This window comes from Mariniplasma anaerobium (assembly GCF_016865445.1).
GTDB classification, from domain to species: Bacteria; Bacillota_I; Bacilli_A; order Acholeplasmatales; family Acholeplasmataceae; genus Mariniplasma; species Mariniplasma anaerobium.
Window position 1 is genome coordinate 378,443 of record NZ_AP024412.1, and the last position, 13,579, is coordinate 392,021.

Consider the following 13,579-nt stretch of genomic DNA (forward strand, 5'->3'; position numbering starts at 1 on the left):
TATATTTAAGTTATGATACACTATATATGAACATATGAGCAGTTGTTCATATATAGGAGGAACTATGATATCATATAAATGTGAAACATTATGTATTCATCAAGACAAAGTCAAAGAAGTACAAGAAAATTTAATACAATCTAATGATATTGAAAAAGTGTCAAAACTATTTAAAGCAATCTCAGATCCTACTCGAATTAAAATATTATATGCGCTTCAATTCAATGAATTATGCGTTTGTGATATTTCAGTTATTTTAAATATGAGTCAAAGTTCTATTTCTCATCAATTAAAAACATTAAAAGATGTAGATTTAGTTAGAACAAGAAAAAATGGTAAAACAAGATTTTATCGTTTAGCTGATGAGCATATACATAAATTATTCGCACAGGTTATTGACCATGTGAATGAGGACAATCATGAAAAAGACATATGAGATAAGAGATATTGATTGTGCAAATTGCGCTCTAAAAATAGAAAATGAGATTAAGAAAGTAGATGGATTAAAAGATGTAAAGATTGATTTTATGCGACAAAAGGTATTTTTTGATGATCCAGATAACAAGATGAATGCAGATGAACTACAAAAAATTGCAAGAAAAGTCGAATCAAGCGTATCCATATTTAATTCAAATATAGAAAAGCCTATTTCTAAAAAAAGTATGTCATTAAATCAAATGTCTTTTATCACTGGTGTTGTCTTACTTTTAGTAATGTTTTTATTACAAGCTATCATTGGATTAAATGATACTTATAAAATAATCATCTATATCACCGCTTATATACTTATCGGCGGAAAAGTCATCCTTAAAGCTTTAAAAAATATTAAAAAAGGTAGAGTTTTTGATGAGAATTTTTTAATGATGATTGCAACGATAGGTGCACTCATCATTGGTGAGTTTATTGAAGGTATCGCAGTAATGTTGTTTTATCAAATAGGTGAATATTTCCAAGAACTTTCAGTCAATAGATCAAGAAAACACATTGAATCTCTTATGGATTTAAAGCCAGTGATTGCACATATAAAAAAAGATGATCAATTTATAGATATAAAACCTGAAGACTTAATACCAAAAGATCATATTATGGTTAAAACAGGAGAAAAAATACCTGTTGATGGTATTATCATTGAAGGCGAAACTTATATTGATGAAAGTAGTTTAACAGGTGAATCATTACCAATGTATAAGTCAAATGGTCATGAAGTTATGTCTTCAACTATTAATTTAAACGGAACTATTATTGTCGAAGTCAAAAAAACATATAAAGATTCTAGAGTTTATCAAATTATTGAATTTGTAGAACAAAACACAACTAAAAAAGCTAAAGCAGAACAATTTATAACAAAGTTTGCTAAATACTACACGCCTATTGTAGTACTTATCGCAGTTTTATTAGCTTTTGTAGTTCCTATATTTGCATATCAGATCAATCAAACAACATACTCAACTGAATTAACTATATTTGTAAAACGAGCACTAATATTTTTAGTTATCAGTTGTCCATGTGCGCTTGTGCTATCTGTGCCATTAGCATTTTATGCAGGGATAGGAGCATCATCTAAAAAAGGTATCTTGGTAAAAAGCGGAAGTGATTTAGAAACTCTTCATAAAGTAGAACATTTTATATTTGATAAGACAGGAACACTTACTAAAGGCGAGTTTGTAGTGACACAAGTTTTTGCAGAGGATAAAGATTTTATTTTAAAATTAGCAAGTCATGCAGAGTCTAGATCAAATCATCCAATTGCACTATCAATTTTAAGAGCATATAAGAAAGATATCATATCAGAAGATATTAAAGACTACCATGAAGTTTTTGGACAAGGCATTAAAGTAGTATATCAACAAAAACCATTACTTGTAGGAAATGATAGACTATTAATTAATAACAAAATACAATTTGAAATTCCTGATATAAAATATAGTGTGATTCATGTAGCTTACGATCAAAAATATATAGGCTATATTGTTTTAGAAGATGAATTAAAAATGAGTAGTAAAGAAACCATAGCTTTATTAACTAAAATGGGAAAACAAGTTACGATGATTACTGGTGATCAAAGTGCTATCGCAGATGATATAGGCAAAAAATTAGGTATAACTGATATATATAGTAAACAACTTCCTCAAGATAAAAAAGATATTGTTGAGTCATTATCAAAACAGCATAAAACAGCATTTATTGGAGATGGTATCAATGACGCAATGGTTTTACTATCAGCAGATATTGGAATCTCTATGGGATCTTTAGGTAGCGACGTCGCTATAGAAGCTTCAGATGCTGTTATCATGCATGATCAGCCGATTAAATTAATTGAAGTGTTAAAGATTTCTATATTTACAAATAGAATCGTGATACAAAATATAGCATTAGCTTTAATAACAAAATTTGTAGTTCTAAGTTTAGGTGCTCTTGGTTATGCTAATATGTGGTTAGCAATATTTGCAGATGTTGGCATTTCATTGATTGCTGTGTTAAATGCTATGCGAATTCTAAGAAAATAAGAAGAGTTAAACACATGTGTCTAACTTTTCTTTTCTTTTTTTAGTATAATAGATTTAGGTGATAAATTGGAAACTAAACTAGATCAAGTCAATGGAGTTGGTCCAAAGCTTTTATACATTTTAAGAAATAAGCATATATGGTCTACCTATGACCTTGTTTTAAATTATCCCAAAACCTATGAAGATTTTTCAATTGATCAAATTAATCAATTAAAACATAAAGATAAAATAACGATTTCAGCAAAAATAATTTCACCTGTTAAATCTAATCCATATGCACGTATTCATATATCAAGTTTTCATATAGATTTTTTAGGTGAAAAAATAGAAGTGATTGCATTTAATAAACCATTTTTAACAAAAAGCTTTGTATTAGGAGATCAAGTCGTTATTAAAGGGACATATCAATTATACAAACACCAAATCATTGCCCAATCAGTTATCAAAAAAGAAAAAAATATCGAGATTAAACCAATTTATAAAATAGATGGTATTCATGATAAAACAGTTATGAATATTGTTGAAACTATATTTAAAGAAAAATTAGTTCAAATCTATGAAATCATACCTGAACAATTCTTAGAAAAATATCATCTTGTACCAAGACTTAAAGCTTATGAAATGCTGCATCTTCCAAAAAGCTTTGAAGATATCAAGCAAGCTAAGAGAAGATTTAAATATGAAGAAGCATTTTATCTTCAATTAAAACTTATTGCTAATCAGAAAGAAAGACAATCACTTAGAGCTCCTAAATCATATGATATTAATCATATTAAAGCCTTTATTAGTGAACTTCCATATGAACTAACAAGTGACCAGAAACAAGCCGTAAACGATATATATCGCGATTATAAAAAACCATATGCGCATTATAGACTTATATTAGGTGATGTTGGTTCAGGAAAAACATTAGTTGCGCTACTTGCTACACTTCCTGTATTACAAAATAGAGAACAGGTATCTCTAATGGCTCCAACAGAACTACTAGCAAATCAACATTTCCAATATTTTAGTAAATATATTAAAGATTATAAGATTGTGTTATTAACAAGTAAGACAAAACATAAAGATAAAGTGAAAGAAGATATTAAAAACCATGTCTACGACATTGTCATTGGAACACATGCACTCATAGAATCTGATGTAGTATTTGATCATTTAGGTTTATCAATCATTGATGAACAACATAAATTTGGTGTTTCAACAAGAGAAGAATTGATTGATAAACAAAAAGGTCATGATGTTTTATACTTAACTGCAACACCAATACCTAGAACTTTAGCTATGGCTGCATTTGGTGAATCAAATATATCTATGATTAAAGAAAAGCCAAAAGAAAGAAAGAAAATTGATACACATTATCTTCTAAAAAAAGATATATCTAAATTATATGCTGCTATCGATCAAAAAATAAAGAACAAAGAACATGTCTATGTCGTTGTTCCAGCAATAACAAGTGACAAAGTCGATGATAATATACAAACTGTAAAAACTGAATTAGAGATGAATTTTGCATGTCCTATTTTTATTCTTCATGGACAACTATCAAATGAGGAACAAACTTCTCAAATGGAACAGTTCATGTTTACACCAGGCTCTATTTTATTATCAACTACGATGATTGAAGTTGGGCTTGACATACCGACTGCAACATTAATCGCAATCTATTCAGCTGAGCATTTTGGACTCTCACAGCTTCATCAATTAAGAGGTAGAGTTGGGCGATCACATCTACATTCTTCATGTTTTGTCATATCGACAAAAGAAGATATTGAAAGACTAGAGATGTTAACTCAAACAAACGACGGATTTAAGTTATCAGAATATGATTTGATACAAAGAGGTCCTGGTGATTTCTTAGGTAGAGAACAAAGTGGATATCTTGATTTTAAATTTTTAGATTTGCTATCTGATCACCAAATTTTAATAGAAGCTTTTAAAAATGTGAGTCAGTTGATGGAAGAACCTGATTTTAAAACAAATTCAAAATACAAATATTTGAATAGATACATCAAAAACACATTAAAAATATGATATAATAAAACATACGAAAGAAGGTATACTAATGATCAAAATTGCCGTAGATGGAATGGGTGGAGATTTCGCACCAGAACCAATTGTAAAAGGAACTTTAGCAGCCCTTGAAAAATTTGATAACATTGAAATCACAATTTTTGGTGATCAAGAAAAAATGGGACCATTTTTAAAGAAACATGATCGATTAACAGTTGTTCATACACCTGATTATCTTGAAATGGGTGAAAAAGATCCTATTAAACAATATAGAACAAATAAAGAACTGTCAATGTTTAAGGCACTAAAGGCTTTAAAAGACAAAGAAGTTGATGCAGTTGTTAGTGCTGGACCTACACAAGCATTAGTAGTTGGAGGTCATTTTATCGTTAGAAGAATGCCTTTAATGAAAAGAGTAGCAATCGCACCAATCATCCCTTCTTATGATAAAAGAGGACGTATTTTATTAGATTCAGGAGCTAATGTTGATTTAAGACCTGAACATTTACGTGATTTTGCTGTTTATGCATCAGTTGTTGCAAAAACAGTACTTAAACGTGAAAATCCAACAGTTGCATTACTGAACATTGGAACTGAAGAAGGAAAAGGTAGAGAATTAGATGTTGAAACCTTTAAATTATTAAAAGCAGATCCTGAAATTAATTTTTATGGAAATTTAGAACCTAAAGAAATATTTACAACAGAAGCTGATGTCCTACTTTCAGACGGATTTACTGCCAATATGGTAATGAAAGCCATGGAAGGCACTGCAAAAGGTTTAGGTATGGTATTAAAAAGAGAAATCAAATCATCATTTATAAGTAAAATTGGTGCATTGTTAATGAAAAAGTCATTAAAAAACTTTAAAAGATCTCTAGATGCTTCTGAAATAGGTGGCGCGCTTTTAATGGGATTAGATGGTGTTGTGATTAAAGCGCATGGATCATCAAATGATTTTGCGTTTTTCAATGGTATTAGACAAGCAAAAGAAATGGTTGAAGCTGATGTGATCAATAAAGTATCTGAGGCTTTAGAGAAAAAGGAAGTCGAAGAAAAATGAGGGATTTACTTAAAAAGTTAAATCTTTTATATAAGGATGAATCACTTTATGAAACTGCGCTTTCACATGCATCTTATGCATATGAAAATCAAGTAGAAAATAATGAAAAACTTGAGTTTCTTGGAGATGCAGTTATTGAACTGTTAACAAGCGATTATCTTTATCAAAAAGATTTAGCAGATGAAGGAGAACTTACAAAAAGGCGTGCTCAAGCTGTGCGTGAAGAAGCTCTCGTGATATTTGCAGAAAAAATTAATTTAAAAGAATACTTAAGATTAGGAAAAGGCGAGAAAATCAAAGGACCAAATAATTCTATGATTGCAGATGCTTTTGAAGCCTTATTTGGAGCAACTTATCTAGATTTAGGATTTTCTGCGACAAAAAGATTATTTAATAAAATCATGGTTCCACACTTAAATCTTGTGTGGGGAATTAAAGACTATAAATCAGCTTTACAAGAATATATTCAATCTGGAGATAAAAGAAATATTAGTTATCAAGTCATTAAAGAGTCTGGACCATCACATGAAAAGACATTTGAATCTATCGTGAAATTAGACAATCATATCATTTTAGGTGTTGGAAGAGGCAAATCAAAAAAAGAAGCTGAACAAAAAGCAGCTCATGATGCATTAAAGAAGGGGAATTATGATTTTAAAGAGATTATTTGAGGAATATGGATTTTCAGTTGAACGTATTTTACTAAAAGAACATAAACGTCTTTCTTTAACTATGCAAGAAATTACAGTATTAATTGCATTGTTTTCTATTTATAAAAAAAGAAAAACATTTTCAACACTAGCTATTTCTAGACGTGTTGAATATAATTCAAATGAAATAGGACAAATCGTAGGATCCTTATTAGATAAAGGATTTTTAACTATTTGTTTAGAACAATTAGAAAATAAAGAAAGAGAAATATTCGACTTGACTCCAACTTTTGAGAAAATTGAAGTAATGTATGAAGAAGAAGAACATGAAAAAAATAAACAACAAGTTGAAAATGAAGTCATGCAAACAATCTTAAAATTTGAACAAGGATTGGGTAGACCTTTAAAATCATATGAGTTAGAAAATATTAGAAAATGGTTTGAAGAAAAACTCTACACTTATGATCAAATCTTAAAAGCCATTGATCAATCAGATGAAAAAGTAAGTATAAAATATGTTGAACGTATTTTAACTCAACAACCACTTAAAAAAATAGAGATTGATCAAGATGTAGAACAAGCGCTTGATGAAATATTTAAGAGTATCAAATGAAACATGCGGCTTATATTTTAGAAACAATGGATCAAATGTTTCCAGATGCAACTGTTGAACTTTTTCATCATAATCATTTTGAATTACTTGTTGCAGTTGTTTTAAGTGCACAAACAACAGACGTTGCTGTTAATAAAGTAACACCTCATTTATTTGAAAGCTATCCTACACCTATTACTTTAATGAATGGTGATGTTAAGGATATAGAAAAACATATAAAGACGATTGGCTTATATAGAAATAAAGCAAAAAACATTAAAGCATTATCAAAAGCACTTATTGAAAATTTTGATGGTCAGGTGCCTAGTAATCGAACTGATTTAGAATCTCTACCAGGTGTGGGCAGAAAAACTGCAAATGTAGTCTTATCCAATGCATTTAATATACCAGCTCTTGCAGTAGACACACATGTGCAAAGAGTATCCATAAGATTAGGCTTTGCTAAAGAAAATGATTCAGTATTAGTAGTTGAGCAAAAACTCATGAAAAAAATCCCAAAAGACAAATGGCAACAAGCTCATCACCAATTTATATTCTTTGGTAGATATCATTGTTTATCAAGACATCCAAAGTGCAAAACTTGTCCTTTATATGATATATGTAAATACCGTGATAAAGCCAAATACAGACATGAAAGCAAGTCAAGCTGACTTGTTTTTTTATAGATTTTTTCGAGTTTGAAATAGGGTTTTTATTACTATGAAAATACAATTTATCAAGGGGGATTAAAATGATTATCAACATGATAGAATTAATGCATTTAATTAAGAAAAGACAAGCAGATAAAATCTATATTGGACAACCATTTGGATCAGCAATCAAATACAAAAGAAAAGAATTAGGTTTAACTTTGGAAGAAGCAAGCGAAGACATTTGTAGCATCTCATATTTATCAAAAGTTGAAAATAGTGCGATATCAGCTAGTGAAGAATTTGTAGAAAAATTTAAAGATAGATTCGAACTTGAAGATGCGTTTGATTATGATTTAGAATCGTATAGAAAACATTTAGATCAAGTTATTGATGGATTAATTCACGATAGAGAAATAGATGAATCATGTGTTACATATTACGAAAATAGAGTTGATTATCAATCGATTATTATAACATTTGCTTATTATATGTTAAGAAAAGATTTTACGACTGGATATAAATATTATCAACAAGTTTTATCTATGATTTCATCTATGCCACAAGAATCATTTATTATATCAATGCTGTTAACAAATTATATTTTTTATCATTATATGAATTATATAGATGGCATGAGAATAACAGCTCTTTTAGAAAGTCAAAAACCTTATTCAAGTCACATTGAACTTCTAATAAATAAATGGAAGTTAATGTATGCGTTTAAACTTAGAAATCATCATATAATATGTAGAGTATATAAAAAATATGAAAATGAATTAATAAAAAAACATTTATTTGATCAGCTAAGAAGTATAAACTTTCAAAAATTAGTCTATGATGCGAAATGTTGTACACCTGAAGATATAAAAGAAAACGTAAGTCGGATATCAAATATGCATGCTCATGAAAAAGCATTTATTTTATCAACATGTCATTATCATAAAGGAAATTATGATCAAGCTTTGAAACTTGCTACTAAATATCATCAATTATCTTATGAATGGGGAGTTCTTCATTTACTAATTTTAGATAAGATGGAAGAAGTAAAATTAATTAAAATCGCACTCAAACAAGAAACAGATATAAAAACTCCTTTATTTGAGATTATTAAAAGACATTTGTCATTTAAGTATTTAAAAAGTCAACATGAAATCGTTAATTATATAAAAAATGATATCTTAACCAGAAAAACGTATACTGATGATCATGATGTATTAACCTATTTAATGAAGGATTGTGAAAAGATATTATCAGGCTTTCAATATTATAAAGATGCTGTATATATTTATAGATTCTTTAATATACAGTTAAATCAAAAATTATAATAAAAAATAAAAACCTTTTAAGGTTTTTTTATTTATAGAGTTTAATTGACTTAAATATTGACTAAAACACCATATTCATATATACTAAATAAGAATTATGGAGGTGCCTTAATGCGCACAATAAGGTTGTTTAAGTTATCTAAAGGCTTTTTGATATTATTCATCATGGCAGTTATCTTAACAACAATACATCAATATACATATTCTAATGTCCCTTTGTTCACACAATATCTAATAAAGACTTTATTGGCACAACCCGGGATAGCAGATAATACTATTAGCGTAGGAACAGTTAACCTACCTTCTTTTTTGTTAACTTTTTTTCAAAAAGATAACGAAGTTTTAAACATTATATTAAGAATTGCAATTGCACTACTTTTACTACAAGTTTTTAGATTCTCATTACGATTTTTTGAAATGTGGATTAAAGGTGCATTGCTTGAGAAAATGGCTGAAAAATTAAGAATTAAACTATATGGTCATATTCAAGATTTAGATTATGAGTTTCATAATAATGCAGATACCGGAGATTTAATTCAAAGATGTACGACAGATGTAGAAACAACTACTACATTTTTAACAACTAGAATGCTGGATCTTATTTATTTGTTTGTGACACTCTTTTTTGGAGCATATCAACTCTATTTCATAAACCCAACAATGGTATGGGTTTCATTTTCTCTAATCCCTTTAGTCGCGACATCATCTATCATTTATTTTATTAAGATTGATAAAATCTTTCAAAATATAGAAGAAACTGAATCTTCAATGATGACAGTTGTTCAAGAAAACTTATCAGGTTCAAAAGTTGTAAGAGCATTTGCTAATGAAGCTTTTGAAGTTGAAAAAATGGAAACTAAAAATAGAGAATATGCTAATGCTCTAAGAAAAGCAAACTCTATCGTAGCTGTATATTGGGGATCAATGGATTTTGTAAGTATCACTCAATATTTAGTGATTATCGCAATTGGCGTCTTTGCTGTCCAAAATCAAACTATGGATGCTGCGGGTGTTGTTGCATCACTAGCACTTGTGGGTATGCTTATATGGCCTGTTAGAGGTTTAGGTAGAATTATTAATGACTATGGTAAAGCATTAGTTGCATCAGATAGAATATATCATATATTAGAACAACCAAGCGAGTATGATAATGATGGGACTGAAGAACCAAAAATTAAAGGAAATATTGAATTTAGAAATGTTTCATTTAAATTTCCTGATACACAAGAAAGTTTATTAAAAAATGTCAATTTTGATATAAAAGCTGGCCAAACAGTTGCTATTATTGGTAGAACTGGTAGTGGAAAATCTACAATTATCAATATGCTCATGAGACTTCACGAGTATCAAGGTGGAGATATATTAATTGATTCTATACCTTTAAACACGATTAGTAAAAAATATATTAGAAGTCAAATTGGTGTTGTTTTACAAGATCCATTCTTATATTCTAAAACAGTATACGAGAATATCGCAATCGCACATAAAGATGCAGTTAAAGATAGAGTTATTAAAGCTGCAGAAATAGCTGCTTTAGAAAATGATATTAGAACCTTTAAAAACGGTTATGAAACAGTTGTTGGTGAAAAAGGAACAACACTATCAGGCGGTCAAAAACAAAGAGTTGCAATTGCCCGTGTTTTAGTTAATGATAAGCCAATTTTAATTTTTGATGACGCGTTAAGTGCAGTAGATACACAAACAGATCTTATGATTAGACAAGCACTATTAGCTAAAAATTATCAACAAACCACAATTATTATTACACATCGTATTACGACTGCTAAAGAAGCAGATCAAATTATTGTTTTAGAAAAAGGATCTATAGAAGCTATTGGAACTCATGAAGAATTAAGTACACAAGAAGGATTATACAAGAAATTATGGGATATTCAAGGAAGACTAGAAAATGCCTTTAAAGAAACGCTGAAAGAAGGTGATTCTGATGCGTCATGAAGATGATATAGATGTTGAATATAAAGTACAATTAGCTACATGGAAAAAGATTATTGGAGTTGTCTTTTCATCTAAAAAAAGAATTATATTACTTATTGTCTTTTCAAGTATACTTGCATTTTTAGATGCAATGATTCCTTTAATCAATAGATATGCAATTGATGTATTCTTTATTGGTGGCAATTATGAAACATGGCCATATTTTGTAGCTCTAAATATTTTGGTAGCTTTAGGATTTGGTATATCTGTTTGGGAGTTTATATATCAAGCAGGTATTATTGAAGCTGAAACAAGTTATGAATTAAGAAGACAAGCCTTTAAAAATCTACAAAAATTATCATTTAGCTATTTTGATAAAACGCCTCAGGGTTGGGTTATGGCTAGAATGACTTCAGATGCAAGACGATTATCCTTAATTATTTCTTGGGGATTAGTTGATTTTGTATGGGCTGGCTTATCGATGATATTTATTTTAATTATTTTATATATCACATTTTTCAAATTGGCACTTATTGTTACAATTATTATTCCAGTAATGTTTGTGATTGCATATTTCTTTAGAAAACTCATTTTAAAACAACATCGAAAAGCAAGAAAATACAATTCTCAATTAACTGCGCAATATAACGAAGGCTTCTTAGGAGCAAAAACAACAAAATCTTTAAGTATTGAAGACCAAAATTATGATGAGTTTGCCCATGTTGCCCATCAATTAAAAACTGCAAGTATTAAAGCAGTCATTTCATCTGCAATATTTTCATCAATTATATTGGTGTTAGCTTATGTAGCTGTAGGAACAACTATGTTTCAAGGATCTATTTATGTGCTAGAAATAATTATCACTGTTGGTACTTTGCAAATGTTTATTGCATATACAATTAATTTCTTTGAACCTATTATGCAAATCTCAAGAATTCTATCAGATTTCCAAAACGCACAAGCATCAGCTGAAAGAATCGTTGGGCTCATTGAGACTGAATCAGATTTAGTCGATAGAAAAGATGTAGAAGATATTTATGGCACATTATTTGTGGACAAAAAAGAAAACTGGGAAGATTTAAAAGGTGATGTTGAATTTAAAGATATCACATTTTACTATTTAGAAAATGAAATGATTTTAGAAAACTTCAACTTAAAAGTTAAAGCAGGTCAAAGTGTTGCTCTTGTAGGTCATACTGGATCTGGTAAAACAACATTAATTAATTTATTATCAAGATTTTATGAACCAAAATCTGGACAGATTCTCATTGATCAAAAAGATTATAGAGATCGCTCCATCCATTGGTTACATAAGAGATTAGGTTATGTGCTTCAAAGTCCGCATTTATTTAGTACAACTATTTTAGAAAATATTAGATATGGACGATTAGATGCAACAGATGAAGAAGTTAAGTATGCAGCAAAAATGGTTGGCGTTGATGATTTTGTTCAACATATCGATAAAGGTTATGATTCTTTTGTTGGGGAAAGTGGCAATTTGCTATCTGTTGGACAAAAACAGCTTATATCATTTGCAAGAGCAGTATTAGCTGATCCTAGAATTTTAATTTTAGATGAAGCAACCTCATCCATAGACTCTGAATCTGAATTAGTAATTCAAAAAGCAACTCAAAAATTATTAAAAGGTAGAACTAGTTTTATTGTCGCACATAGATTATCAACCATTGTTAATAGTGATTTAATTGTCATGCTAGAGATGGGTAAGATTATAGAACAAGGCACACATGATGAGCTAATCGCAAAACGAGGGAAATATTTCGATCTATATAAAAACCAATTTTTCAAAGAAAACGAAAGTAAATTTAATATAGATGACATTTAATTTAAAATGCCTCAACTTTTGTTATTAAAAAGTGAGGCGTTTTTTTGTGCATTTTATAAAGCTTGTATTTTAATCAATGTTATAATGATAATAAAGAGGTGAGTATATATGGACTTAAAAAGAATTATCATTTATACAATTTTATTTGCAGTTACAATCTTATTTGCTACACAAGGGTTTACTGAATTTCAAAGTGGCAGTTTACTTTTACCCTTTCTAGTAGTATTAGGATATTTTACAATTTTCTTCATTGTTGCACAAATCATTAAAGACAACTCTATCGTTGATATGGGTTGGGGACTTGGGTTTGTATTTGGAGCTTGGGCAACATTATTTACAACTTCTAATCCAACTATATTATCATATGTTGTTGTGGCATTTATTACCCTATGGGGAACAAGATTATCTTATCGCTTAATTAAGAGAAACTGGGGTAAACCAGAAGACTTTAGATATGCTCAATGGCGTAAAGAATGGGGAGATAAGGTTGTTATCATTGCATTCTTCAGAGTTTTTATGATTCAAGGAATCATTAATTTCGTTGTTGGATCAGCAAGTTTTTATGTGATTAAGTTTAATGAATTTGATTTTACGAAGAACACACAATATGTTGTACTTGCAGGGTTACTGATTGCACTTACAGGCTTATTCTTTGAAGTTGTTGGAGATGAACAATTAAGAAGACATATTAAAGCAGGTACTAGAAAATTAATGGATAAAGGATTATGGGGTATTACACGTCATCCTAATTATTTTGGTGAAATTCTTATTTGGGTAGGACTATATTTAACAGGTGCAACGCTTATCAATTCTAGTGTTAGTATTTGGTTTTATTTAATCTTGATCATATCACCATTATTGATGAGTACCGTTTTAATTAAAGTCTCAACACCTTTATTAGAAAAACATATGTCTAAGTATGATGGTTGGGAAGCATATACTAAAAAAACTCCAATCATATTCCCTTGGGGAAAAACTGAATAATTAATAAATATAAAAAA

At 29.3% G+C, this 13,579-nt stretch carries 11 protein-coding genes; all 11 read left to right on the forward strand.

The genetic code is table 11. From position 1 onward, the window contains the following. Window positions 1-64 precede the first annotated feature (64 nt). The gene (locus MPAN_RS01960; RefSeq protein WP_176240026.1) at window positions 65-436 is read left to right on the forward strand and encodes an ArsR/SmtB family transcription factor; all 372 of its coding nucleotides are present in this window, start codon (window positions 65-67) and stop codon (window positions 434-436) included. Further along, complete coding sequence (locus MPAN_RS01965; protein WP_176240025.1) at window positions 420-2,507, forward strand: heavy metal translocating P-type ATPase; 2,088 nt, start codon at window positions 420-422, stop codon at window positions 2,505-2,507. The genes MPAN_RS01960 and MPAN_RS01965 overlap by 17 nt, the downstream gene beginning before the upstream one ends. Window positions 2,508-2,573: 66 nt before the next feature. Next, entirely contained in the window at window positions 2,574-4,541 is a 1,968-nt protein-coding gene (locus MPAN_RS01970; protein ID WP_176240024.1) for an ATP-dependent DNA helicase RecG, read from the forward strand. Between the two features lie 31 nt (window positions 4,542-4,572). After that, complete coding sequence (plsX, locus tag MPAN_RS01975) at window positions 4,573-5,580, forward strand: phosphate acyltransferase PlsX (RefSeq protein WP_176240023.1); 1,008 nt, start codon at window positions 4,573-4,575, stop codon at window positions 5,578-5,580. Continuing rightward, window positions 5,577-6,251: a ribonuclease III gene (gene rnc, locus MPAN_RS01980; RefSeq protein ID WP_176240022.1), complete on the forward strand. Its 675-nt coding sequence runs from the start codon at window positions 5,577-5,579 to the stop codon at window positions 6,249-6,251. Before plsX ends, rnc begins: the two co-directional genes overlap by 4 nt. Continuing rightward, window positions 6,229-6,843 (forward strand): DnaD domain-containing protein, encoded by a 615-nt coding sequence (locus MPAN_RS01985; protein WP_176240021.1) that lies wholly within the window; start codon window positions 6,229-6,231, stop codon window positions 6,841-6,843. Before rnc ends, MPAN_RS01985 begins: the two co-directional genes overlap by 23 nt. Then, window positions 6,840-7,493, forward strand: coding sequence for an endonuclease III (gene nth, locus MPAN_RS01990; protein ID WP_176240020.1), 654 nt, complete (start codon window positions 6,840-6,842; stop codon window positions 7,491-7,493). Before MPAN_RS01985 ends, nth begins: the two co-directional genes overlap by 4 nt. An 80-nt stretch (window positions 7,494-7,573) precedes the next feature. Then, window positions 7,574-8,800, forward strand: a complete 1,227-nt coding sequence (locus MPAN_RS01995) for a helix-turn-helix domain-containing protein (protein WP_176240019.1) — start codon at window positions 7,574-7,576, stop codon at window positions 8,798-8,800. A 111-nt stretch (window positions 8,801-8,911) separates the two neighbouring features. Next, window positions 8,912-10,756 carry an ABC transporter ATP-binding protein gene (locus MPAN_RS02000; RefSeq protein ID WP_176240018.1) on the forward strand — a complete coding sequence of 615 codons (1,845 nt, stop codon included), beginning with the start codon at window positions 8,912-8,914 and terminating at the stop codon, window positions 10,754-10,756. Continuing rightward, on the forward strand, window positions 10,746-12,578 hold the full coding sequence (locus MPAN_RS02005) for an ABC transporter ATP-binding protein (RefSeq protein ID WP_176240017.1): 1,833 nt from the start codon (window positions 10,746-10,748) through the stop codon (window positions 12,576-12,578). The genes MPAN_RS02000 and MPAN_RS02005 overlap by 11 nt, the downstream gene beginning before the upstream one ends. 108 nt (window positions 12,579-12,686) lie before the next feature. After that, a complete protein-coding gene (locus tag MPAN_RS02010; protein WP_176240016.1) occupies window positions 12,687-13,562 on the forward strand; it encodes a DUF1295 domain-containing protein in 876 nt (291 codons plus the stop codon). Window positions 13,563-13,579: the final 17 nt, after the last annotated feature.